We start from the raw sequence: 21771 nt of genomic DNA, 5'->3' as shown, positions 1-21771 counted from the left end.
GAGTTGCTCCCTTACTTGTAGGTGCCGGACGGCATCGCGTTGGTCACCGTGGCCTTGATCGGGCTGTAGCCGCCGGACGCGCCGACGTCGGCGGTGTTGCCGAGGCCTTCCCAGGTGACCGGAAGCTCGATGTAGTCCTTGCCGTACGTCGGGCTGCCCTCGGTGTAGACCGCCTGGGAGCAGTGGAAAGCGAGGCCGCTCTGCGTCGCGCCGGACCCCTGGGTGAACGAGACGTCCAGGCTCTGCGGGGTGACGTTCTGGAACGCGGTTCGCTGGCTGGTGTCCTCCATGACCAGGGTCAGCTTCCCGTCGACCTCGACGTCGCCGGACCAGATCCTGTACGGGTTCTGGGTGCCGTTGGCGCCGCGGATCGCCTCGACCTTGCGCTTGATCGTCAGCTCGCCGTCCTGAACGAAGACCGGCACGTTGTTGATCTTGACGGTAATGCCCCAGTTCGGCTGTGGCCGCAGCGCGCTGTACGACGTCGTCGGCGTGGTGCCGATGACGTAGCCCCAGCCGATGCCCTTGGCCGAGTACTCGACGAACCCGTCGGCGCTGAACTTGATCTGCAGCTCGGACACCTGCAGCCCCGGGTACTGCCACGTCCCGAGCGGGTCGTAGATGGTGGCGGTGAGCGCCGGGGGCTGGGTGTCGCCCGTACACAGCACGCTGAACGCCGTGGTGTAGGGGGCGGCCGCGCCGGTGACGACGACGTCGGGCAGCAGCGAGACGAGCGGCCAGCCGATCACGTCGGCGATCACGTCGCCGCCCCAGTCGAGGGAGGACCCGCGCGGGCCCGCCTGGGCGCCCATGGTGGCGACCGGCGCCCCGCGGTTGCCCTCGTCCTTGATGATCTTCACCTCGTCCTTGGGCGCGAGGGATTTCCACGGCGCCCACATGGTCGCCGGCACGGCGGTCCCGGGCACCGCTTCCTTGCCGAGGCCGAACTGTGCGAGATGGGACGGCTTAGGCACCGGCGCTCACCCCCTTCTGTGCTGGCTTGGCGGTGGCGGGCGCCGGGTCGGCGGCCGGCGGCGCGGCCGCGGTGGGGGCGGCGGGTGTCCACCGGCCGTCGCCGGGGTCGACGGGCAGGTCGGTGGTGTCGCCGGGCTGGGCAGTGAGGGCGAGCGCCGGGTAGTAGCGGCCCGGGTCGCCCGTGTACGTGTAGGAGGTCAACTAGCGGCTCCTTAAAGGACTTTGAGACAGTCGATGTGCAGCTCGATCGCTGCGGTTCGGCCCTTGTGGTCCGCCTCCCACCCGGTCGCGTGGGTGGCGCTCGCCGGACGAGCGCGGTCGACGGCGCCGCCGAGCGAGGGGTCGGCGCGCACGACGGCGACCACGGCGTCGGCCAGAGCGCGGGCGCGCGCGAAGACGGCGACCGGGTTGTCACCGCCGCGGAAAATGTCGATGTGGACGGTGACCGTGTAGTCCTCGGTCAGCCACTGCGCGCCGCCCGAACCGGAGTTGGCGTGAGGGCTGTAGGTCTGGTGGACGTCGCCGAGGTAGACGATGTCGTCGGGCTGCCACGGTCCGGGCTCGCCGTCGCACACCAGCAGCTCGGATGCCGGGGACTGCGGGTCGGCGGTGAGCGTCGCCTGCAGCTGGGCAAGCAGCCACGCCCGGGCGGCGGGGATGGAACTCGACGGGATCACAGGGGCCGACATCAGGCGATCCCCGGGGGCCGCCGGTAGGGCGCCCACAACTCGACCACCCGGTCGGGCAAGGCGAACCCCGAGGGGACGTGGACCTCGCCGCCGTCCAAGGCGCCGCCGCCGATCCGGGGCCGGCCGCCCTGTTGGGTGAGCTGCCACAGATGCCGAATCAACTCCAGCACCCCGAGCCGCACCGTGTAGGGGACCTGCCCGGCCCTCCCGACCGTGTAAACGATCTTGACGTTCTTCGAGCCGACGGCGAACAGCGCGGACTGCCCGCCGAAGGTGCGCCGCACGATCGCGCCCGTCCGGTAGTCGACGGTGAACGCGAACGCGTTCATCTGGCTGCCGAGCGGCTGTTCGGTGAGCGGGAACGCCGACAGCCCGTAGTACTCGGTGATGCTCTGCACCGTCGCGACCGGCAACCAGTCGGGGACGATCACGCCCCGGCCGCCGTCGTGGAACTCGGTGTGCTGCTCGGGCAGGAACGGGCCGCAGACGTCCCTCGCCAGCTCACCAGCGGCGAGCACGAATCCGGCGAGTTCGTCGTCGTTGGCCGTGCTGCTGGCCGGCATGCCCAAATGCGCCTTGACGCTGGGCAGGTCGACGAGCTGCTCGACCCCCAACGGCCTTACCTGGAACTGCCCTTCGGCCGCCCAGCTGCCGGCGATGCCCGGGCCGGTGGCCGTCCACCGGTACAGCCACACCCCGGCGACGGACACCGACGGCACCACCGCGGCGTACCCGCCGCCGGTCGCCGCTGCCGCCGGTGTGCTGATGGTGCCGGCCGGGTCGGTCACGGTGAGCGTGACCACCACCGCGCCGGCCGCGGGGGTCCCGGCGTCGGTCAGGACGACGGTCGTCAGCCCGACGTCCTGCCCGGAGAAGTAGACGAGAGGCACGAGGCACCGCCCCCCTTCCAGGCCGGCACTCACCGGATCAACAACGCTGCAGGTCAAGTTGGTTGGTGAGGCGGTAAACACATCCGGGGGCGGTGAGGCCCTATGCTGAACGGGTGTCCCGTCCGATCGCGATCGAGGTTCCGCAGATCACCTCGCCCGACCACTCCCGCTTGCGACGCCCGTCGCGCAAGACGCCGGAGCACTCAGTCGAGCCATGGCTCAGCGCGGTCTCGGTGGGCAACTTCCGGACCGTTGTGACACCCCCCGGATGGCACGGCGACGATCAAGCCCCTGCCCACATCCTTGTGAGTACTGCACCCGGATCGGGCAAGACCAGGCTGTCGGGGGCCTTTTGGTCCGCCATCATGGAAATGACCGCCAAACCTGACTGGCGCGAGCTGCTTGGCAGTCGGCGCCACAGGGTTGCCAAACCGGATTCGCTACAGAGGTTGCTGGGCTTCCTCGACCGGGGCCCGGAGCCGCACTCACCGCCCAGCCCCCTTCGCCGAGCGGTGGAAGCTGGCCAGAGGGTGGAGGCTGAGCCGATCCCGGCCCCGGCAATGGACGCTGCTGTGGTCTCGGGTGCGCGGGTCTTGCGCCGATTCGCCGTCGCTCTCTCCGCCGCGCTGCTGTTCTACTCCCTGTGGTGTCCCTATGTGCTGCCACGAGAGCCCACCGTGGTCGCACCGGACTGGCCGCCGGTAGACCGATTGTCGATCGCCTGTGGCCTCACACGGCTGCGGGTGGCCTTGGTGCCCAGGGCTCCGGGGTGCGTCGCCGCAGGTGGCGGCGCACCAGGGAGTGCGAGCGCATGCCCCCAGAGCGGTTTCCGTCTGGCTGCCTAGATCGTCTGGGTAGACGCTCTCCCGTTCAATCTTCCTTTGAGCAACGGGAGTTGTTATGCAGGACGACCAGTTTCCTTGGTCGGTGGAGAAGTTCGCGGCGAGCCTGCTCGCGAACCTGATCGTCAAGGGCGCTGAGGCGCTGGTTCGCCTCCGGCAGCAGCGCAAGGGCCGCGAGGACGAGCAGACCCGCGCCGTCCGGGGCCGCCGGGCGACGGGGAACCGTCGGCCGGGCGGCAGCACCCGCCCGCCGCAGAAGGACGCGGCGCCCGGGCGGCGTTCCCGTCGCCATGGTCGGCGCAGCAAGCACTAACGAGTACTGACAGGGTCCGGCGTCCTCGGACGCCGGGCCCCGCGCCGTTCGGCTACCGGTAGCGACGGTGCTGCCGGTGGGTGGAGCCGCGGCGGTGCTGGTGGTGGGCCGTGCGGTGGTGGCCGGCGCCGTGGTGGGCCCGGCGGTGGGCGAGGTGGCTGCGGCGTTGGCGCCGGTGGTGGGCGCTGGTCAGCCGGTGGTGGTGCACCGTTCGCCGGTGGCGCGCCCGGGCCCGGTGACGCTGGACGTGGCGGGTGTGGCGGTGCTCGGCGCGGGCGTGCCGGCGGTGGTGCAGGTGGGTGCGGTGGTGGCGCCGCACCCGGTGAGCGTGGCGCAGGTGGCGGCCCTTGGGATGGCGCTTGACGTGCCGAAGCCGCGGTCCGGTGTGGTGGCGGTGCTTGTGGTGGTGGGTCTGCTTGTGGTGGTGGCCGTGGGCGCCGGGTCGGCGGCGGTGGGTGGTGCCGACCCGGCTTCGGTGGCCGGAGGCCGGGCGCCGGGGCCGGTGCTCGGACCGGACCCGGCGCAGGTGGCTGCCAAGCGGATCGCGCTGCACGGCTACGCGGCCGGCGGGCCCGGCTGCTCGGCCGGCGCCGGGGTGGCCGGCGGGGTGAACCCGGCTGCCGGCTTCGCCGGGGCGGGCTTGGCGTCGGCGAGCGCCTGGTCGAGCCGCTCGTCGACCGCACGGAGCTCGGCGGCGACCGGGTGCTCGACGGCGTGCAGGTCCGACAGGGTGCGGACCTCGGCGCCGGCCGCGGCCGCGGCGCGCGGGAGTTCGGCCTTCACGTCGGGCGCGATTCGCTTGATCTCGGCCCGGACCCGGTTGGCGACGGCCTTCGCTTCGGTGCGCACGGCGCCGTCGAGTTCGTCGAGCAGGCCGCGGACGTAGTTGATCAGGTTCATGGGCGGTGGTCCTCTTCGGGAGGGGGCGGCCCGGCCGCGGAGTAGTCGGCCGGGCCGCCCGGGCGGGGTTAGAAGGTGGGGGCGGTCAGCCCGGTGCCGCCGACGACGGAAATGGACTGCGGGTAGCGGCCGGGCTGGAAGCTCACGTAGTTGTAGAGCCTCACCAGGACCGAAAGATTCGCGGCGTAGGTCTGCTGGAAGGCTTCCGCCCGGACGGTGGATTCCCAGAGCAGCAGGTCGGACATCCGGGCGACCAGGATGACGTCCTGGTTGGTGCCGGCGCCCAGGTTGGTCGGCAGCGTGGCGTCCGCGTACACCGGTAGGCCGAGCATGGAGCCGACGTAGCCCTGCGCGGCCTGCGCGCCGAGGTTGCCAACGGCGTTGAACGGGCCGCCGGCGGCCGGGACGACCAACGGCCGGTTGTTGGCGTCGAGCTGGGCCTCAATCCAGGCCCACCGGTTGGGGTGCATGATGATCGCGTCCGGCGGCAGGTACCGGCGGGTGTGGATCGCGGCGATCGCGCCGGCCAACTTGGAGTAGAGGGCGCCCAGGGCAGGCGTGGCGGACGTGTAGGTGACGGCGTTCGTGCCGGCGAGGGTGAGCGCGCCGGTCAGGGTGCCGCCGGTGCCGGTGCCGCTCAGGATCTGCGTGTTCAGCTGCCGGGCGTAGTCGGCGGCGAGGTCGCGCAGCACGATGCCGTCGATGTTCACGGGGCTCTGTTCCAGCAGCTGCAGCGACATCGTCTGTCCGCCGGCGATCGTCACGACCGGGCTGGACACGCTGGTGGTGGTGATGTCGGTCTGCTGGATGCCCGTGTTCTGGGCGGCCTGCGGCGCCGTCGCCGTACCGCTGTTGACCTTGGGGATGTTGATCGAGTCGGTTCCCGGCGGCAGGCCCTCGGTGGGGATCAAGTTGGCGGTGATGCGGCCCGGGCGCACGAAGTTGACGAAGTCGGACTCCAGCCACTCCGGTGGGACGAACTCACCACCGCCGCCGTTCACGGTGGAGATGGCGCGCTGCTCGTTGACCATCCGGTCGTTGCGCAGCAGGCGCTCGACGGCGTCGCGGTCGCCCTTGTTGCGGGCGAGGTGCAGGTCGCGGAAGTAGCTGCGTTCGCCGCCCTTGCGGTAGACCTCGGGCTCGCTGGTGATGGTGGCGCGCGGCGTGAGGTAGCGCTTCGCGACGTCGGCGGCGGCCTCGTCACGCTTGATCTGCTCGTCGAGTTCGGCGACCCGGGCGTCGATCTCGCGGATCTCGCCCTCGCCGGCGTCGAACCGGCCGCGTTCCTCTTCGGTGAGGGTGGTGCGCTGGTCGGTGCGGACGGTCTCCAGCAGCGAATCGAGGCCGGAACGGATCTCGGCACGCCGCGAGAGAAGACCGTTGATCATGTCCCGCTTGTTCACGGGCAATCTCCCTGTCTGGTCGGGTGGTTGGCGGTGTGCCTGCCGTCGGGGGCTCGGGTGGTGGCCCGGGTGGTGCCCCCGCGGCGGGGGTCCGGCGCGGGCTCCGGCGCGGCGGCCGGGCAGGCGGAAGCGCCCGGCCGCCGCGGTGCGGCGCCGGGTCGGCGGATCGGTGGGGTTACAGGGCCAGCAGGCGGCGGCGCAGCTCGAACAGCTCCATGCCGTCGGCGCGTTCGCCGTCGCCCGGGTCGGGGTCGGCGTCGGGGTTCGGGACGTCGAGCACGGAGGCGAGCAGCGGCTGCGCGACGTCGACCGCGCCGTCGGCGGCGGCGATCAGCTGCAGCACCTGGCCGAGTGTCTCGACGGTGTCCGGGGTGAGCGTCTGGCCGGCGCGCAGTTCGCGCAGCGCGGTCGCCACGTCCCGGGCCCGCAAGTGGGCGGAAGTCGCAGGGTTGGCACCGTAGTTGACGATCGAGACGTCGCCGCGGTTCAGGTTGACCTCGTGGATGTCGCGTTGGGTGTAGTCGGCGTTCCAGGTCTGGCGGACCGGGCGGAACGCGAACGACATTTCGTCGAGATCGTGGCGCTCCATGGCACTTTGCAGGCTCTGCACTTCGGGCGAGCGCGGGTCGAGGTCGGCGTCGACGTGCAGGCCGGTCGAGTCCTCTGCCAGGCGCATGGTCCCGCTCTTCGTGCGGGCGAGCGTGATCCCGCTGTGGTTGACCTTGAAAGGGACGTCGGCGGCCTCGCCGAGGGACTTGGCGAACGCCCCCCGGCGGATGATCTCGGTGAACTGACCGGCCCAGTCCTCGACTTCGTACGGCGACTCGGTGATCGACGCGTATCCCTCGAACCGGAGCGTCCCGGCGTCGACGGCGCGCAGCTCCATGCCGGTGAACGGCACGGCCCGGCGCTGGACGCTGCGGCCGGCCGCGCGGTGGGACAGGTCCACGACTACGGCTCCTTTCCTGATTCAGCCGCCGACTTGGGCGTCTGCGCGCCCGGGTCGGCGCCGTCCGTCGGAGTGGTGGCGGAGGAGTTGAGCGGGACGAACGGGTCGGCGCCCTGCCCGTCGGGAAGGGGGGCGAGGTCTTCCTTCGCCCGGATCTCGTCGATCGTCAGCAGGCCGGCGTTGCGGGCCATCATGTAGACGGCGAACCGGCCGGCGGTGTCCGTGCGCAACAGCCCCTCGACGTTGAATTTGGCCACCTGAGGGGCGGGCAGCATTGCACTCCACGCGTCCTCGAAAAGGCCGATCCAAGAGGCGAGAGTGTATTTCAGAAATCCCAGGGATTGCTGTTCAATTCCGGTTCCCCACGATGTGGTGCGATCCACTTGCCCGAGCATGTGAGGCGGAATTCCGAAAAGCATCGCGATATCAAGATTCTGTGCTGCTCGGGTCCCCAGGAATTGCGCGTCCTCGGGGGTGACGGAGATCGGTTTCCACTCTGCGCCGCCGGTCAGGACCCCTACAGTGTGGGCGTTCGACAGTCCGCCGTGCGATGCCTGAAATGATTCCTTGAGCTGCCGGGCGCGTTCCCGGTCGAGGTCTCCGGGCACCTGGACAATGCCCGACATGTGCGCCCCGGAGCCGAAAAATCGGCTTCCGAATTCCTCGGCTGCGAGACCCAAGCCGATGCTCTGGCGGGCGGCCTGAATCACCGAAACGCCCTTCGGGGATTCGGGCGGCGCCATGGCAGCGATATGCACGATGTCGTCGGCGTCCACCGGCAGGCGGTTCACGGTGTACTGGCGCCGGCCGGTCGCGTCGAGCGCGACGTCGACCCGGTCGGGGTGCAGGACCTGCAGCATGGTCGGCCGGTAGTACCGGTCGCGCTGCAGCACGACGGCGTAGGCGTTCCCGCGCAGCAGGCAGGACACGGCCATCTGCTGGATGCCGACCCGGCGGGTCAGTCGCGCCAGGCTGTTCGTCCCGCCGAACGGGTCGGAAACGATGAGCGGGGGCGGGTCGAGCGGCCGGCGCACCTCTCCCTGCATCCGGACGGCGTCAAGTGGCAGACCGGACAGGGCAGTTGAGATGATTCGGACGCAGGCATAGACCGCGATGAGCTGCATCGCGGTTTCCTCGGTGACCGGCACGCCGGCAGCCGTGTACGAGGCCAGCGAGCCGTTGGTCGGGATCGTCCACGGGTCGCCGCCGCCGGAGGGCACGAAGAACCGCCGCTCGCGAACACCGCGGGCGGCTCGTCGGAGCAGGCTCACCGGTCGACCACCCACCCGGCGACGACCAGCGCGGCGCCCAGGACGACCAGGCCGGCCGTGGTGCACCACGACCAGGCGGCGGCGTCGAGGGCGGCGAGGCCGGCGACGTCGAGCAGCTCGGAGACGGCCTTGCGGGAGATGCGCAACCGCATCCGGCACCCCCTCTACAGGTCGGCCCAGCTGTAGAACTGGGGTGGTGGCGGGGGGAGTTCGGGCGGTTGGCATGCCCGGTCGAGTGCCATCACGGCGGACACCGCGAGGTCGATGCGCCGGGTGCTGTGGCGGTGCTCTTTCGTGAGCCGGGTGCCGCGGGCGTCGGTCTTGATCGCGCAGTTCGCTATGTGGCGGGCGAGCCGCGGGTCGCCGGACTGGCTCAACTGGGTGTTGACGGCCGCTTCGTAGAACCTCTGCGTCGCGGGGATCATGCGGGCCGGAGACTGGGGATACTCGACGATCGGCAGGCCCTCGGACTCCAAGATCTGATACGTCCGGGCCCACCGGTACGGGTCACAGACGATCTCCCGGACCTGCCACCGTGCGCAGGCGGCCCGGATCGCGGCCTCGACGTCGAGGATCGGCACCTGCCAGTCGCCGACGACGGTGTCGGGGCGCTCCCACGCCTCGACCACGTCCACGTGGGGCAGTTCGCCGTCGTCCGTGGGGCACGAGACGACCGTCAGGGCAGTGCTGTCGCCGTTGTAGGACCCGTCGAACCCCAGGACGACTTCCGTGCCGTCGGGGATGGGCCCGGGGCGCTCGCACGCCTCCCACGCCCCGGTGGGCAGCCACCGCTCGGCGACCGTCGTCCAGACGCCCAGGTGGTAGCGGGCGAACTCGTGCCGGGGAATCTGGTAGAAGCGGGCGGCGACGTCCGCCACGTTCAGGAACCTGTCGGCGGCCGGGTTCGCGTCCCGGACCGCCTGCAGCAGCTGCTCGTGGTCGTTGAGGTCGTAGCGGTCTTCCGGGCAGCCCCACGTCGCGAAAAGGAACTCGGGGTCGTCGATCTCGCCGGCGTTGACCCGCAGGCCGTACTCGTGCAGCCGGCCGGCCATCGAGTCGAGGTCGGCGCCCGGTGTGGTGGTGTTGACCACCAGCGAGCCGGCGCGCTTGGCCGCGCCGTTGGCGATCACGAGGTGGACGCGCGCTCTGTTGCCGGTCCACTCGTGGATTTCGTCGGCGAAGAACGCCGAGGGGCGCTGTCCGTCGTTGGTGCCGGCGACGGCGGCGATCTTGTACGCCCGGCCGGGGCCGTCGGCGACCTGCACCTCGCCCTCGAAGGCGCGGAACAGGTGCCGGAGGGTGGGGGATTCGGCGATCGTGGTCCGCAGGTCGCCAAACAGCAGCTCCGCTTGTGCGTAGCTGGCGGCGGCCACCGGGATGACGGCCGAGCGCTGCGTCGCCAGCAGGTACGCGGCGACCCAGGAGGCTATCGGGGTCTTCCCGTTGCCCTTCGGCACCTCCAACAGAGCGCGCCGGTAGCGCCGGGTGCCGTCCAGTTTCAGCTCGAACAGCCAGTGCAGGAAGATCTTCTGGAACAGCTCCAGCCGGACGGGCTGGCCGAACTTGTCGCCTTCGCCGTACCGGCAGTGCCGTTCGATCCAGCGGGCGACCTTGGCGCCGTCGCTGCGGGCGGCGGTCAGGGGCGGCGCGGACAGCGGGCGCGGCACCCCGGCCGGCCACGGGACTTCCTCAGGGCCCGCCGGCGAGGAAGGCGAGCGGGTCATCGTCGCCCCCCGCCTCCGCATCATCTGCGGTGATGTCGGAGAGCGACGTCTGCACCTCGGCCAACTTGAGCCCGAGGCGCAACCTGTTCAACGGGCCGATGCCGAGCTGCTGCTCGTCGGCCCGGATGCTGGCCTCGATCTGGTAGGCGAGGGCGTACAGGCCGTTGGGCTTGGGCTGGCCGGTGGAGCCAGTGACGACCGGCTCGGCGTCGGCCAGAGCCAGCGTCTGGTGGTAGCGGTCGAGGTTGCGCACCCACCTGTCGACGAGCGACGCGTCGCTCGGGCGGAGCGCGCCGGCGACCACGTCTCCCCAGTACGCCGACCACCCCTCGGCCGCGGGTCGACACAGTCCGTCGGGCGGCTGCGGCGGCTCACCGGGCGGCGCGGTGACGGCGCCGAGGTCCCGGGCGTTGCGGCGCTGGCGCTCCTCGGGCGGCTTGGGGAGGGGGCCCGGCATCCGATCACCGCCCCCGGTCACACTCCGTGCCTGCCGGGCGAGGGCCGGGCGGCGCCGCCGGCGGCCAAAAAACCGGGCAGAACCCGTACAGAAGACTTTGGGGCGGGGGGCCGGGTCCGGGGATGATCATCCCCGCGACATCTACCCACCCCCCGGTATTCGGCTGCGGGGCGGGGCCGCCGCTACGGTGCGTCACCCCGTTTGCGCTGCGTGCGGGTCACCGGTTGTGCTTGCGGCTGTTGCAGGCGCGGCACAGCACAGTGAGGTTCTCGCGCTCGTCGTCGCCGCCGCGGGACTTGGGCAGGATGTGGTCGACGGTGAGATCGGTCGAAGGGTGCGCCGGCGCGCTGTAGCCCGGACAGACCGCGCCGTGGGTTCGCCGGTGGTCGGCCAGCACGGCGGCGGCGTTGCGTTGGTAGGCGGCGCCGTAGCCGCGCTGGGTGGCGCTTCCCCGCCGTCGGTCCTGCTCGGTCTGCCATTCGGCCTGGTGCTGATCGCACCGGGAGGGGTTGCGGGTGAGTCGGCCGCACACGAGACAGGGACGACGGCGCATGGCCACCTCCTCTTGAGCCTTGCGACTATGCCCCCGCAGGCCGGGGCAGGAATCTTGCCCCAGGGGGCGGTGGACCACGGAACCTCACCCCCGGACTCGGTCAGCCCGGGCGTTGCCGGTCCGCGTGGCCTTGGTTCGCCGCCGCCGATCGTCGGCGCAACTCGCTTCTTGATCGATACCGCCGGTAACACGCCACCGACCTGCGGCGATCGAGAAATTCTTGCTGCACCCCGGCCGCGCCCATAGCGTTCTCGGCGGCGCGACGAGCGCCAGTCTGGGCCGCCCTGGGGATGCGAGAAGCCCCGCCGAGGGGCGGGGCTGACGTCGTTGAACTTTCGGGCACGCCGGAAGCGCTTCGAACTTTAGATCACGGATTAGTAACGGCGCAAGAGGGTTCGGGCTTCGGGGGCTTGATGCATGACACCTTCCGTTGCTCGACCCTTTGGGCTAGAGTTTTAGGCTCCGGATCAGACCTAAACAAGAATGGGAGGGGGCGCAGATGGTGGACTGGGGCATCGAGCTCGGCGAACGGCTCAAGCGGGTCGCGATCCATGAGACCTACGGGGGACGGCGTCAAGGGGGCATCGGTCCATCCCGCGTGTCCGAGAACGTCCTGCTCTTCACCGACCCGGCCACCGGCCACAAGCACGGTTACTTCGACGGCTGGGCAACCGACGGCTGCTACCACTACGCCGGCGAAGGCCAAGTCGGCGACCAGAGGATGACGCAGGGGAACCTGTCCGTCCTCAAGCACAAGGAAGAGGGCCGGGCGCTGCGCCTCTTCCGCGCCGGGGTGGCGCCGGGCATGGTCGAGTACCTCGGTGAGTTCGAGCTCGACGCGGATGAGCCTTGGTACCAGACGGATGCACCTGAGACGAACGGCGGCCCGATTCGCCGAGTGATCATGTTCAAGCTTCGGCCAGTCACGGTGGGGGCGTCGACGGGGCCGAAGTTGCCGCACACCCCGACGGCTCACCGCTCGGTCGAACTCGTTGACGTCGAGCAGCAACGGACCGAACAGTACTTCGTCGATCCCTCGCACGAGCCGTACGAGGCCGAACGTCGTGAGGCGAGCCTCGTAGCCGAGTACGCCGGCTACCTCCGGTTGGAGGGCCACGAGGTGCGCCGCCAGATGATCAAGCCAGCGGGCGAGCTCAAGCCCCTTCTGACCGACCTGTACGACGTCACGACGGGCAAGCTGATCGAGGCCAAGGGCACCGTGACGCGGGAGGCTGTCCGCATGGCCCTCGGGCAGTTGCTGGACTACTCGCGCCACATCGAGCCGACCCCCTCGCTCGCCATCCTGGTGCCGTCCGAGCCCCGTCCCGATCTGCTCGACCTTTGCGACTACGCAGACGTCGAGGTCATATGGCCGGTCGACGGAGCGTGGCACAGCACCGGTGATCGCCAGCCGCGGACGAGCACCCGCTCTGCTCCGTAGCCCCAGAACTGCAGGACCCTGGTGTCCTGCTGCACAAAAGCGTGAGCCACCCGCGGCGCCTAGGAAACGTGCGGGTGGCTCGTGCTCCAGTTCCAATCCGAGAAGAGGAGCAGGTCAAGTATGGCCGAAAGCAGGACGGATCAGTCCGTACTCATCATGCGCGTAACCATGTACTGGGGCGCACTCGCCGCGGGTGTGCTGCTCATCCTGGTCGGGAAGGTCTCGCCGGTCGAGGCCGCGGGCTACATCGCGCCGTTCCTGGTGCTCGTCGAAAAGGTCAGCCGGCGGGCGTAACCCCCTGAGGATCTACCGGCCGGATCGTGAGTTGGCGATCCGGCCGGTTCCTCTTCCGCTGCGCACGAACCCCGGTGATCCGCTACGCGGCTCGGTCGGCGGCGCCGGCCTGTTCGAAGGCGGCGGCGAGCGGCCCAAGGTCGGTCACGCCCCACACCCGGTGCTGTTGGTCGTCGAGCGGCACGGGGGCCGGGCAGGTCGGTCCGGTCGAGCAGGTGACCCGGGGCGCTTGGCCGTCGGCGGTGTGCAGCACCATGTCGCCGCCGCACCACGGGCACGGCCGGCCGGCCGGGGTCGAGCGGGCGTCGAGCTGTAGCGCGCGCAGCACCAGCCACTCGCACTGGCCGGCGACCCGGATCGCCTCGTGTGCGAGGTGCTCGGGCAGGAGGCCGAACAGGGCCGGGCGCAGGACCTTGTCGCCGTGGTGCTCCGGGGCGGTGTCCTCGGACAACAGGCGGCCCTCGACCCAGACGGCGGCCCAGTGCACGCCGTGGGCGCGGCTACCGGGATCGGTGGCGCTCGGGAAGCGCCACCGGCGCGGGTCGGCGGCATCGACCGGGTCGTCGTCCCACACCGGTATCCGGCCGGGGGAGTTGACCAGGCGGCGGGCGATCGGGCGCTGCACGGCGGCGGCCAACGTGTCCGCCGTATCGAACAGCAGCCGCTCGGCCCGGGTCGCGGCGTCGAGGGCATCCAGGTTCAGCGGCGCGGGGTGGCGGCGCAGGACGAGCGGGGTGCGGTCGACGACCGACGCCCCGGCATCGTCGTCGCCGGCCTGCTGCTGTGCGAGGTGTGTGGACAGCTGCGCCGGCGGCCACACCGCGGCGGGCGGAGTCTCGATCGCGGCCAGCAGCGCCCCCCATTCCTCGCGGACGGTGCGCAGTTGGGCGACGGCTCGGTGAAGGCGGGCAGGCGGGTACACGCGATTCTCTCCATGCTTGTCCGGTTGGGCAGTTGGCGGGCCCGGGCGCCCCTCTGCGGGTTACGGGGGCGCCCGGGCCGGTCAGGAAGCCGCCCGACCGGGCGGGACGGCGGCCGGGCGGCGGCCGGTGGTGAGGCGGGGCAGCAGTTGGGCGGTGAGCAGCTGCTCGTACGCGTCCTGGACCGGTTCGACCTCGGCAAGCACCGCCCGCAGGCCGCGCAGCTCGGCCTCGGCCGCCGCGGTGCGCCGGGCCCGGCCGAGCGCCCGGCCGAGCGCCCGGCGAAGCATCGCGATGCGGACGCGGGCCGCGACGGCGTGGCGGGACCACTGCGCGCACCAGTCGCGGTAGGTGGCCATGTCGCGGACGCCAGCGCGCAGCAACTCGGCCTCGGCCGGGAGCAGCGCGCCGCGCTCGGCCCGGTCGACCAGGTGCAACAGCGCCTCGACGTCCCGCTCGGTGGTGGTGGTCATGCGGCGTGCTCCCTTCGGGAAGTGCGGGCGGCGGCGTCCTCGATGCGGCTGGGGTGCGGGGTGCGGCGCCGTGTCCAGCTGCCCGGCCGGTCGCCGGCGGCGTTGGTGCGGCGCCGGCACTGCTCCCCGACAGGGGCCCGGCACCACCCGCACGACACGGCGAAGGCATCCGGTCGGCCGGCCGCCGCCGCGGCTTCGCGGGCAGCGCGGGCGGGTCGGAACGGGGCGAGCGCGGCGGCGGGCCCCGCGGGCAGCGTGCGGCCGGCCGGGATGCGGCCGGCGACGGCCGGGTGCGGGCCGCCGGTCAGCTGCCGGGCGCTGCTCGGCGCCGCCTGCCCGGTGGCGACCGCGTGCCGCTGCGCCCGCATCGCGTCCTGGTAGCCGGCGACGTCGTCGGGGTCGACGTCGGGTCGCGGGTCGGTGTGCAGGGCGAGCAGCGTGCGGCGGTGGGCGGCCCACGGTCGGGTGATGTCCACCGGCAGCACCGGGTACGGGCTGCTCGCCACGTGCCGATGCAACACCGCGCCGGCGTCCCAGCCGCCCGGCGCGGTCGCGGGCACCTCGGCGAGCATCTCGCACCAGTTGGTGAGTTGGGCGGCGGTCTCGGCGGCGTCGAGGTAGGCGGTACGCGGGTCGATCCGGCCGGCGTAGGCGAGCAGCGCGGCCACCTGTTCGCGGGTCACGCGGTGCCCTCCGTCCGGTTGCCGGTGTTCATCTGGTCGAGGGCGGCCTGCAGCGCGGCGGCGTGCTGGTCGGCACGGGACAGCCGGTTGGACGGGACGGCCTGTAGGTGGCGGCCGGGCGGCGGCGTCTCGGGCCGTTCCCGGGTGATCCACTGCTGCCAGTCGAGGCGCCACTGCTCGACGGTGCGCCGCGGCCCGGTAGCCCGGTGGGTGCGCCACTTCACCGTGGCGCGATCGACCCCGTCGAGTCCCAGTCGCTGCATGTGGCCGGCGGCCATGGCCCAGGCGAGCAGCGCGTCGTCGGGCTCCCAGTCGGGTGGCAGGGCGCAGAGAGCAGCAGGTGCCGGCCCCCTACGGTCTGCACTCTCTCTACTACCCCCACCACTTACGGCCCGGGTCGGGCCGGGCCGGGACAGGCGGGACGCTCCCGCACGGTCCGGGTGGGACGCCCCGCCGTGACCTGCACAATCTTCGGAATCCGGGAGCGAATCCGTGCCCGTTTCGTCGGCGTCCGGGTTCGGATCGGCACCGGTTCGTGGCGCGTTCGCTGGTGAATCGGCGCCTTTTCGCTGGCGGGTGCGCCCGCGCTGCTTGCGCTCGGCTTCCCGCCGGCGGGTGTCCTCGACGGCCAAGCGGGTCGGGTTGTAGGCGAGGAAGTCGTGCATCAGGTAGCCGTCGTCGACGGGCCGGCATCGCGGGCAGGTGTGGCCGGCCTCGTGCCACAGCCCCGTCTTGACGAGCCGGGCGATCTGGGGGCCGGTGCCGAACATGGCGGCGACCACGGCCGGGACGCGTCCCTCGGTTAGGTGCTGCGCGGCGTAGGCGCCGGCGCGTAGCCACAGCCCCACCGCCGCATTTCCGGCCTTGATCAGCTTAGGGTGCGAGTAGGTAGAGTCGTCAACTTTGAACCACGGCACGGGACTTGGACCCCTCATCTGGGATTGGGCGGGCGGTCGGCGCGGGCTCGGCCAGCGACGTGATGACGTCGAGGCCATCCAACTGGCCCGGAACAATGGGCAGTTCTGCGTCCGCTGCGGCCGGGCGGCGCCGTCGACGGCGGGTCGGCGAGACGGGCGCTCGGACCGTCTCCAGGTAGGGAACGGCGCCACCGTCGACCGCAAGCTGTAGGGCCGGCGGGCGGTCGCTGCTCATGCCGCGATCGGCACGGGCCCGGCGTCGGAGCGGGCGCGGCCAACGGCGGCGATCCGGTCGAGGTACCAGCGCGGCTGACCGGCCGCACGGGCGGCGAGCCAGATCCGGCGAACGTCCTCAACTCCCGCAGCGACGGCAGCCTCGGCGAGGAACAGCCGCCCCGACCCGGAGGCCGGTGCACGGCCGGTCGCCGGGTTCATCGGTCACCCTCGATGGCGACCAGGCGGCGGCCGGCGACGGTCTGCGCGGCGAGGCTGCGCAGCCGGTCGCCTAGCTCGACGGCCGTGCGGTAGGACAGGTCGACGGCGAGCAGACCGTCGAGCGGCGGCAGCTGGTCGAGCAACGCGGCCTGGCGCCGCTGCACGAGGGCCGACCACGGACGGCGCCGCCGCATGCGCGACAGCGTGAGCCGCAGGCCGCGGCGCGCATCCTCGCGGGCTGCGTCCCGCGCCGCGGCCGCCGAGTCGACGTCGTACTCGACTGCGGCGGGGTTGGTTCGCCGCGCCTGGTGACGGCCGGTTGCGGCGGCGAGCGCCCGCAGCAGCTCGCCGACGTGCTGCTCGTCGTCGACGTAGGCGACGGCGACGAGGTCGAGCAGCCGTTCAGCGGCATCGGTGACGTCGAGGCGGACGGTGTAGCCGTCGGGGTGCAAGAACGCACGGATCATCGGACCCTCACATACAGGCGCTGGCGGCCGTCAGTGTCCGGGTACGACTTGGAGACTCGGACGATCATGAGGTTCGCGTTCGCCCGTAGGGCGGAGAGCACGGCATCGATGAGCGCGGGGTCGGCGGTGATTCGGAGGTGTCCGGTGCGCGGGTTGCTCATCGGGCGCCCCGCGGTACAAGGTCGGCCGAGCCGCGCCGGGGGCGGATCGCGGGTATCACCGCGTGCATGGCCCGGATCGCTTCGAGGTGCTCGGGGCCGAAGCGGACGTACTTCCCGTACTTCTCGTGCGGAATCCGCCTGATGTTCCGACGCAGCCACGTCTCGGGAAGGTCCAGGAAGTCCGCGGCGCCGGCGTAGTCGAGCAGGGTAGCCATTTGCGCTCCTTTGTGCCCGTTGGTGTTGCTTCCGTTCTGCTCCGTGACGCTACAGCTTCGCGTTCGCGAACGCGAATGTTTTCGGGGCGAGTGTCGCCGGCATAGTCCAATGGCGCCACGCCGGTTCCGTGTTGGCGTGTTCGCCGCATGTTGGCTTGGACCGATGTGGGATTACCCGTTGTTGACTGTTAGCCTCATTCGCGAACGCGGCGGGAGTTGTCTAGACCCTGCTGTCAGTACTTCGGCGCGATGCGGGGCGTCGGAGGAAGCGTGCGAAGGGAACCGGGGATGTCCAACGGCACAGCGGGCAGCGATGCCCTCACGCAGATGGTGCGCGCCGCGCTCGACCGGCCCGACATGTCCTATCAGGCGCTCTCGACCGCTGCGGTCGACCCGGAGAGCGGCGAGCGCGTCAGTACTACCTGGCTGCACAAGCTGGTTCAGGGCAACGTGGTCCGCGCGCCGGAGGTCCGGGTCCTGCGGGCCCTTGCGGCGGCACTGCGCGTGCCGCTGCTCGAAGTGCAGCGGGCCGCGGCCGAGCAGTGGCTGCAGTACACCAGCACCGAACTCTCCGGGCTGCCGGAAGACGTGCGGGCCATTCTCGGCCATCTGTCGGGGATGAAGCCGGGGGACCTGTCCAAGGCTCGCGCCGTCATCGAGGCACTCAGTACAAAATCGAACGAATCTTCGCCCGAAGCGTCCTGATTCCTCCGCATACACGCCCCTTCACGCAATTGGATCGTCCTAGCACTGACCGTTACGCGGGCGTATGGTCGGACAGGTTTTGCGCAGGTGGGCGCAGCCGCGGGGGCCGACCGCGTGCTGCCCGGAGGAGGGGGGATGCGTGGACACCGTCACGCACGCGCTGGCGGAACTCGACGACGGCGTTCCGGTCATGCTGGTGGTGCTTTCCGGTCGGCTCGTGCTGGTGGGTGACCCGCGGGTCGTGCCGGCCGAGCACCTGCTGCGGCATGCTGCGGACGTCCGGGCGTGGATGGCCGGCGGCGGGGGCGACGCCGGCCGGGCGGCTGATGTTCTGGCCGGTCAGATCGAGTGCCTGATCAAGGGCGAGCCCCTCGTCCTGCCTGCGTCCTAAGACGACGCGAGAGTGCCCCCGGACCGATCACGGTCCGGGGGCACTGTGCTGCCGGGGGTCAGGCCGCCGCGGCGACGTCCCCACGGACGAGCAGGACATCGGCCGGAGGAGCGGCCAATGTCAGGGTGAACGCGTGGTCGACGGCGGCGATCACCTCGTCATCGAGGATGTCGAGCAGATGCCCGTACCGGTCCACGGTGGTCTGGATCGACTCGTGTCCCAGCCTGGCCTGAATCGCCGGGAGGGGAATCTTCGCGGCGATCATCCACGAGGCGTGGGTGTGGCGCAGGTCGTGGACACGCGGAGTCTTGGTCAGCCCCTCCGCCTGCGCCTTCTCGATCGCGGGCAGCCACCGCTGCCGGCGGAACGTCGCGGGCAGCCACGCGCCGCCCTCCGGCGCAAGGAACAGCAGCTCGTCCGCCGCCTTGCCCCGGGCCGCACGCTGGACGATCGCACTCAGGCGGGGCGTCAGCACGATGGTGCGCCGAGACTTCTTCGTCTTCGGCGGCCCCGTGTACCGCTTGCCGTTCTCGTCGAGCTTCCACGTCCGCTGGATCCGCAGCGCGGGCCGGCCGCCCCGGCGCACGATGTCCCGCTTCTGCAGGGCGGACAACTCGCCCCACCGTATGCCGGTCCCGACCGCGAGTTCGACGATGTCGGCGGCGTCGGCCTTCAAGTGCTTGTGGAGCAGGGCGTACTCCCAGTGCTCCAGGAAGCACATCTCATCACTGTCGGTGTCGTCCGGGCGCGGCAGCCGGGTGCCCGCGCACGGGTTGGTGGCACGCAGGCCGGCCACCACGGCGGCTTTCAGGATGCCCGACAGCAACCCGTGGTTGTCCCGGACTGTCTTCGCCCGGTACTTGCGACGCTTCCGCGCCTTTTCGGGCGGGTACGGTCCCCACCGCCCCTCTTCGAGGTCGTTGACCCACAGCTTGATCGCGTCGCCGGGAATGGACAGCTCGCCGTCGGCGACCGAGAAGTCGCGGAACCACGGGACCATGTTGCACACGACCATTTGCCGGTACTTCGCCTTGCTGCCGCCCTGCACGCCGGTCAGCAGGTCGACGTACTTGAGCGCGTACGCCTCGAACATCGTCTCGGGGTCGACCTCTGCCTCGGGCTCGGCCGGCTGCTCCTCGACGAACCCCTTGCCCTTGACCCAGCCGGGCGGCCACTGCTGGCCGTGGCCGTTCACCAGGTCGCGGAAGCGCTCGGCCGACTTCTCGTCGTCGAACTTCTCGTCGTCTTGCCTGCCGTTGCGGCTGCCGCCGTCACGCCACGTGACCGTGTAGGTGATGCCGCCGTCTTTGCGTTCGCGAACGCGAATGGATGCCATGTGCTGAACGTACACCGGTCCGTGCTGACACGGTGCTGTAATCCGACCTGGGAAAACACAAGGGGCTGACCTGCTTTCGCAGGTCAGCCCCTATGTGGTGCTGGCGGAGGATACGAGATTCGAACTCGTGAGGGATTGCTCCCAACACGCTTTCCAAGCGTGCGCCCTAGGCCTCTAGGCGAATCCTCCGTGGGAGAGCTTAGTACATGTTTCGGGGTGCTCGCGACCAGCTGTCCCGCAGGCTGAGGGGTGGGGGTGGCCTGTGGATCGTCGGGGCCGGGATCCGGTACTGTGGGGGTCAGCCCCTCGTGTGGCGTCATCTCTCTGAACCCCCCCAGGGCCGGAAGGCAGCAAGGGTAGGAGGGCTCTGGCGGGTGCACGAGGGGTCTTTGCGTTCCCGGGGGCGTGTGGGCCGTGGGGAGAGCGGGGCCGGGGTGAAGGGGCGACGCGTTTGTCCGTCCGTCCCGATATCGTCGGGGGTGTGTCCCTAGCCCTGTACCGCCGCTACCGCCCCGAGACCTTCGCGGAGGTCATCGGGCAGGAGCACGTGACCGCTCCGCTCCAGCAGGCCCTGCGCAACAACAGGGTCAACCACGCGTACCTGTTCAGCGGGCCGCGCGGCTGTGGCAAGACGACGAGCGCGCGCATCCTGGCCCGTTGCCTGAACTGCGAACAGGGGCCGACGCCGACGCCCTGCGGGGAGTGCCAGTCCTGTCGGGACCTCGCGACCGGTGGGCCCGGCTCGATCGACGTGATCGAGATCGACGCCGCCTCGCACGGTGGTGTGGACGACGCGCGCGAGCTGCGTGAGCGGGCCTTCTTCGCGCCGGTGCACAGCCGGTACAAGATCTTCATCCTGGACGAGGCGCACATGGTGACCTCGGCCGGGTTCAACGCGCTGCTCAAGGTGGTCGAGGAGCCGCCGGAGCACCTCAAGTTCATCTTCGCGACCACCGAGCCGGAGAAGGTGATCGGGACGATCCGGTCCCGCACCCACCACTACCCGTTCCGGCTGGTCCCGCCCGGCACCCTGCGCGACTACCTGGCGGAGGTCTGCGGCCGCGAGGGCATCCAGGTCGAGGACTCGGTGTTCCCGCTGGTCGTACGGGCCGGCGCGGGCTCGGTGCGGGACTCGATGTCGGTGATGGACCAGCTGCTGGCCGGTGCCGCGGAGGGCGGCGTGACGTACCAGATGGCGACGTCGCTGCTCGGGTACACCGACTCGGCGCTGCTGGACGAGGTGGTGGACGCCTTCGCCGCGCAGGACGGCGCGACGGTGTTCCAGGTGATCGACCGGGTGGTCGAGGGCGGGCACGACCCGCGCCGCTTCGTCACCGACCTGCTGGAGCGGCTGCGCGACCTGGTGATCCTCGCCACCGTGCCGGAGGCCGGGGAGAAGGGGCTGATCGACGCCCCGGCGGACCGGGTCGCGGTGATGCAGGCGCAGGCGGACGCCTTCGGCGCGGCCGAGCTGAGCCGGGCCGCGGACATCGTCAACACCGGGCTGACCGAGATGCGCGGCAACGCGGCGCCCCGGCTCCAGCTGGAGCTGATCTGCGCCCGGGTGATGCTGCCGGGCGCGTACAGCGACGAGCTGTCGTTGCAGGCGCGGCTGGACAAGTTGGAGCGCCGGGCCGCGGCGGGCGGCTTCGCCGCACCGGCCGGGATGGCGCCGATGGCACCGATGGCACCGGTGGCCGGGGTGGCCCCGATGGCGGCCCCCGTGGCCGTTGCGACGGCGGCGCCGGCGGTCCCCCAGGCTGCCCCGCCGGTGGAGGTGCCCGCTCCGGTGCCCGCGCCGGTCGTGGCGGCCCCCGCCCCCGCGCAGGCCCCGGCACCCCCGGCCCCGGCCGGGCCCGCTCCGGGCGCCTGGCCGATCGCGCGCAGCTTCCCGCCCGCCGGTGGCGCACCGGCCCCCGCTGCTGCTGCCGCCCCCGTGCCGCAGCCGCAGGCCGCCCCGCAGCCCGCGCCGACCCCGTCCCCGGTCCAGCCGACCCCGGCCCCCGCCCCCGGCGGTCAGCCGTCCGCGGCCGCGCAGCAGGGCGCCGGGCAGGTCCGGCAGCTGTGGCCGCAGATCCTGGAGGCGGTGAAGAACCGCCGCCGCTTCACCTGGATCCTGCTCAGCCAGAACGGCCAGGTGGCCGGGTTCGACGGCAGCGTGCTCCAGGTCTCGTTCATCAACGCCGGCGCCCGGGACAGCTTCGTCGGCAGCAACAGCGACGACGTGCTGCGCCAGGCGCTGTCGGACGCGCTGGGCGTGGACTGGCGGATCGAGTGCATCGTCGACCCGTCGGGCGGCGTGGGTGCGCCGGCGGCGGCCCCGGCCCCGGCCGGCGGCGGCTGGGGGGCCCCGGCCCGTCCGGCGGC

27 protein-coding genes, 1 tRNA gene and 1 other RNA gene are annotated in these 21771 nt (G+C 71.5%); 7 read left to right on the top strand and 22 right to left on the bottom strand.

Annotation, left to right across the window (positions count from 1 at the left end):
• Nucleotides 1-11: 11 nt before the first annotated feature.
• The 4 genes from ACFC1T_RS02220 to ACFC1T_RS02205 are packed head-to-tail and all read right to left on the bottom strand — an operon-like array spanning nt 12 to nt 2554.
• The gene (locus tag ACFC1T_RS02220) at nt 12-974 is read right to left on the bottom strand and encodes a phage tail tube protein (RefSeq protein WP_375882445.1); all 963 of its coding nucleotides are present in this window, start codon (nt 972-974) and stop codon (nt 12-14) included.
• Nucleotides 967-1176 carry a hypothetical protein gene (locus tag ACFC1T_RS02215; RefSeq protein ID WP_375882442.1) on the bottom strand — a complete coding sequence of 70 codons (210 nt, stop codon included), beginning with the start codon at nt 1174-1176 and terminating at the stop codon, nt 967-969. The genes ACFC1T_RS02220 and ACFC1T_RS02215 overlap by 8 nt, the downstream gene beginning before the upstream one ends.
• 11 nt (nt 1177-1187) lie before the next feature.
• Nucleotides 1188-1664 carry a hypothetical protein gene (locus ACFC1T_RS02210; protein WP_375882439.1) on the bottom strand — a complete coding sequence of 159 codons (477 nt, stop codon included), beginning with the start codon at nt 1662-1664 and terminating at the stop codon, nt 1188-1190.
• Nucleotides 1664-2554, bottom strand: a complete 891-nt coding sequence (locus ACFC1T_RS02205) for a hypothetical protein (protein WP_375882437.1) — start codon at nt 2552-2554, stop codon at nt 1664-1666. The genes ACFC1T_RS02210 and ACFC1T_RS02205 overlap by 1 nt, the downstream gene beginning before the upstream one ends.
• A gap of 900 nt (nt 2555-3454) precedes the next feature.
• On the opposite strand from ACFC1T_RS02205, the gene ACFC1T_RS02200 reads away from it, so the two are divergent.
• Nucleotides 3455-3709: a hypothetical protein gene (locus ACFC1T_RS02200; RefSeq protein ID WP_375882434.1), complete on the top strand. Its 255-nt coding sequence runs from the start codon at nt 3455-3457 to the stop codon at nt 3707-3709.
• 52 nt (nt 3710-3761) lie between these two features.
• On the opposite strand, the gene ACFC1T_RS02195 is transcribed toward ACFC1T_RS02200, so the two are convergent.
• The 9 genes from ACFC1T_RS02195 to ACFC1T_RS02155 all read right to left on the bottom strand — a co-directional run bounded on the left by ACFC1T_RS02195 (nt 3762) and on the right by ACFC1T_RS02155 (nt 10966).
• On the bottom strand, nt 3762-4262 hold the full coding sequence (locus ACFC1T_RS02195; protein ID WP_375882431.1) for a hypothetical protein: 501 nt from the start codon (nt 4260-4262) through the stop codon (nt 3762-3764).
• A gap of 2 nt (nt 4263-4264) precedes the next feature.
• Nucleotides 4265-4609, bottom strand: coding sequence for a hypothetical protein (locus ACFC1T_RS02190; RefSeq protein WP_375882429.1), 345 nt, complete (start codon nt 4607-4609; stop codon nt 4265-4267).
• A 68-nt stretch (nt 4610-4677) separates the two neighbouring features.
• Nucleotides 4678-6012 (bottom strand): phage major capsid protein, encoded by a 1335-nt coding sequence (locus ACFC1T_RS02185; RefSeq protein WP_375882426.1) that lies wholly within the window; start codon nt 6010-6012, stop codon nt 4678-4680.
• 175 nt (nt 6013-6187) lie between these two features.
• The gene (locus tag ACFC1T_RS02180) at nt 6188-6961 is read right to left on the bottom strand and encodes an HK97 family phage prohead protease (protein ID WP_375882423.1); all 774 of its coding nucleotides are present in this window, start codon (nt 6959-6961) and stop codon (nt 6188-6190) included.
• A 2-nt stretch (nt 6962-6963) separates the two neighbouring features.
• The gene (locus tag ACFC1T_RS02175; protein WP_375882420.1) at nt 6964-8232 is read right to left on the bottom strand and encodes a phage portal protein; all 1269 of its coding nucleotides are present in this window, start codon (nt 8230-8232) and stop codon (nt 6964-6966) included.
• A complete protein-coding gene (locus tag ACFC1T_RS02170) occupies nt 8229-8384 on the bottom strand; it encodes a hypothetical protein (RefSeq protein WP_375882417.1) in 156 nt (51 codons plus the stop codon). The genes ACFC1T_RS02175 and ACFC1T_RS02170 overlap by 4 nt, the downstream gene beginning before the upstream one ends.
• A 12-nt stretch (nt 8385-8396) precedes the next feature.
• On the bottom strand, nt 8397-9956 hold the full coding sequence (locus ACFC1T_RS02165; RefSeq protein ID WP_375882414.1) for a terminase TerL endonuclease subunit: 1560 nt from the start codon (nt 9954-9956) through the stop codon (nt 8397-8399).
• Nucleotides 9922-10413, bottom strand: a complete 492-nt coding sequence (locus tag ACFC1T_RS02160) for a hypothetical protein (protein ID WP_375882411.1) — start codon at nt 10411-10413, stop codon at nt 9922-9924. Before ACFC1T_RS02160 ends, ACFC1T_RS02165 begins: the two co-directional genes overlap by 35 nt.
• Nucleotides 10414-10630: 217 nt before the next feature.
• Complete coding sequence (locus ACFC1T_RS02155; protein ID WP_375882408.1) at nt 10631-10966, bottom strand: HNH endonuclease signature motif containing protein; 336 nt, start codon at nt 10964-10966, stop codon at nt 10631-10633.
• Between the two features lie 499 nt (nt 10967-11465).
• On the opposite strand from ACFC1T_RS02155, the gene ACFC1T_RS02150 reads away from it, so the two are divergent.
• Both ACFC1T_RS02150 and ACFC1T_RS02145 read left to right on the top strand, forming a co-directional pair.
• The gene (locus tag ACFC1T_RS02150; RefSeq protein WP_375882405.1) at nt 11466-12407 is read left to right on the top strand and encodes a restriction endonuclease; all 942 of its coding nucleotides are present in this window, start codon (nt 11466-11468) and stop codon (nt 12405-12407) included.
• Nucleotides 12408-12563: 156 nt separating this feature from the next.
• Entirely contained in the window at nt 12564-12701 is a 138-nt protein-coding gene (locus ACFC1T_RS02145) for a hypothetical protein (protein ID WP_375882402.1), read from the top strand.
• Between the two features lie 82 nt (nt 12702-12783).
• Here the strand turns inward: ACFC1T_RS02145 and ACFC1T_RS02140 are convergent, their stop codons facing one another.
• The 7 genes from ACFC1T_RS02140 to ACFC1T_RS02110 all read right to left on the bottom strand — a co-directional run bounded on the left by ACFC1T_RS02140 (nt 12784) and on the right by ACFC1T_RS02110 (nt 16972).
• Nucleotides 12784-13623, bottom strand: a complete 840-nt coding sequence (locus tag ACFC1T_RS02140) for a hypothetical protein (protein WP_375882399.1) — start codon at nt 13621-13623, stop codon at nt 12784-12786.
• 81 nt (nt 13624-13704) lie between these two features.
• On the bottom strand, nt 13705-14094 hold the full coding sequence (locus tag ACFC1T_RS02135) for a hypothetical protein (RefSeq protein WP_375882396.1): 390 nt from the start codon (nt 14092-14094) through the stop codon (nt 13705-13707).
• A complete protein-coding gene (locus tag ACFC1T_RS02130; RefSeq protein WP_375882393.1) occupies nt 14091-14777 on the bottom strand; it encodes a hypothetical protein in 687 nt (228 codons plus the stop codon). Before ACFC1T_RS02130 ends, ACFC1T_RS02135 begins: the two co-directional genes overlap by 4 nt.
• On the bottom strand, nt 14774-15625 hold the full coding sequence (locus tag ACFC1T_RS02125; RefSeq protein ID WP_375882390.1) for a hypothetical protein: 852 nt from the start codon (nt 15623-15625) through the stop codon (nt 14774-14776). Before ACFC1T_RS02125 ends, ACFC1T_RS02130 begins: the two co-directional genes overlap by 4 nt.
• A 300-nt stretch (nt 15626-15925) precedes the next feature.
• Nucleotides 15926-16129, bottom strand: coding sequence for a hypothetical protein (locus ACFC1T_RS02120; protein WP_375882387.1), 204 nt, complete (start codon nt 16127-16129; stop codon nt 15926-15928).
• Nucleotides 16126-16596 carry a hypothetical protein gene (locus ACFC1T_RS02115; RefSeq protein WP_375882384.1) on the bottom strand — a complete coding sequence of 157 codons (471 nt, stop codon included), beginning with the start codon at nt 16594-16596 and terminating at the stop codon, nt 16126-16128. Before ACFC1T_RS02115 ends, ACFC1T_RS02120 begins: the two co-directional genes overlap by 4 nt.
• Before the next feature lie 157 nt (nt 16597-16753).
• Nucleotides 16754-16972 (bottom strand): hypothetical protein, encoded by a 219-nt coding sequence (locus ACFC1T_RS02110; protein ID WP_375882381.1) that lies wholly within the window; start codon nt 16970-16972, stop codon nt 16754-16756.
• A 288-nt stretch (nt 16973-17260) separates the two neighbouring features.
• On the opposite strand from ACFC1T_RS02110, the gene ACFC1T_RS02105 reads away from it, so the two are divergent.
• A complete protein-coding gene (locus ACFC1T_RS02105) occupies nt 17261-17677 on the top strand; it encodes a hypothetical protein (RefSeq protein ID WP_375882378.1) in 417 nt (138 codons plus the stop codon).
• Nucleotides 17678-17816: 139 nt separating this feature from the next.
• Nucleotides 17817-18068, top strand: coding sequence for a hypothetical protein (locus tag ACFC1T_RS02100; protein ID WP_375882375.1), 252 nt, complete (start codon nt 17817-17819; stop codon nt 18066-18068).
• A 58-nt stretch (nt 18069-18126) separates the two neighbouring features.
• On the opposite strand, the gene ACFC1T_RS02095 is transcribed toward ACFC1T_RS02100, so the two are convergent.
• Nucleotides 18127-19404, bottom strand: coding sequence for a tyrosine-type recombinase/integrase (locus ACFC1T_RS02095; RefSeq protein WP_375882372.1), 1278 nt, complete (start codon nt 19402-19404; stop codon nt 18127-18129).
• Nucleotides 19405-19505: 101 nt separating this feature from the next.
• Nucleotides 19506-19593: transfer RNA gene (locus ACFC1T_RS02090), tRNA-Ser, on the bottom strand.
• Nucleotides 19594-19704: 111 nt separating this feature from the next.
• Here ACFC1T_RS02090 and ffs point away from each other — a divergent pair.
• Nucleotides 19705-19795, top strand: an RNA gene (ffs, locus tag ACFC1T_RS02085) — signal recognition particle sRNA small type.
• A 90-nt stretch (nt 19796-19885) separates the two neighbouring features.
• The coding region (locus ACFC1T_RS02080; protein WP_375882369.1) for a DNA polymerase III subunit gamma and tau at nt 19886-21771 on the top strand (1886 nt) is incomplete at its 3' end.

Source organism: Kitasatospora sp. NPDC056076, from assembly GCF_042266305.1.
Lineage (GTDB): Bacteria > Actinomycetota > Actinomycetes > Streptomycetales > Streptomycetaceae > Kitasatospora.
This window is presented reverse-complemented; position numbering and strand designations above follow the sequence as displayed.

Coding starts and splice junctions, on each gene's coding strand:
- ACFC1T_RS02200 (WP_375882434.1), top strand. CDS start 3,455: ATGCAGGACGACCAGTTTCCTTGGTCGGTGGAGAAGTTCGCGGCGAGC.
- ACFC1T_RS02115 (WP_375882384.1), bottom strand. CDS start 16,596: ATGATCCGTGCGTTCTTGCACCCCGACGGCTACACCGTCCGCCTCGAC.
- ACFC1T_RS02210 (WP_375882439.1), bottom strand. CDS start 1,664: ATGTCGGCCCCTGTGATCCCGTCGAGTTCCATCCCCGCCGCCCGGGCG.
- ACFC1T_RS02190 (WP_375882429.1), bottom strand. CDS start 4,609: ATGAACCTGATCAACTACGTCCGCGGCCTGCTCGACGAACTCGACGGC.
- ACFC1T_RS02150 (WP_375882405.1), top strand. CDS start 11,466: ATGGTGGACTGGGGCATCGAGCTCGGCGAACGGCTCAAGCGGGTCGCG.
- ACFC1T_RS02095 (WP_375882372.1), bottom strand. CDS start 19,404: ATGGCATCCATTCGCGTTCGCGAACGCAAAGACGGCGGCATCACCTAC.
- ACFC1T_RS02165 (WP_375882414.1), bottom strand. CDS start 9,956: ATGACCCGCTCGCCTTCCTCGCCGGCGGGCCCTGAGGAAGTCCCGTGG.
- ACFC1T_RS02145 (WP_375882402.1), top strand. CDS start 12,564: ATGCGCGTAACCATGTACTGGGGCGCACTCGCCGCGGGTGTGCTGCTC.
- ACFC1T_RS02135 (WP_375882396.1), bottom strand. CDS start 14,094: ATGACCACCACCACCGAGCGGGACGTCGAGGCGCTGTTGCACCTGGTC.
- ACFC1T_RS02170 (WP_375882417.1), bottom strand. CDS start 8,384: ATGCGGTTGCGCATCTCCCGCAAGGCCGTCTCCGAGCTGCTCGACGTC.
- ACFC1T_RS02155 (WP_375882408.1), bottom strand. CDS start 10,966: ATGCGCCGTCGTCCCTGTCTCGTGTGCGGCCGACTCACCCGCAACCCC.
- ACFC1T_RS02105 (WP_375882378.1), top strand. CDS start 17,261: ATGTCCAACGGCACAGCGGGCAGCGATGCCCTCACGCAGATGGTGCGC.
- ACFC1T_RS02160 (WP_375882411.1), bottom strand. CDS start 10,413: ATGCCGGGCCCCCTCCCCAAGCCGCCCGAGGAGCGCCAGCGCCGCAAC.
- ACFC1T_RS02120 (WP_375882387.1), bottom strand. CDS start 16,129: ATGAACCCGGCGACCGGCCGTGCACCGGCCTCCGGGTCGGGGCGGCTG.
- ACFC1T_RS02110 (WP_375882381.1), bottom strand. CDS start 16,972: ATGGCTACCCTGCTCGACTACGCCGGCGCCGCGGACTTCCTGGACCTT.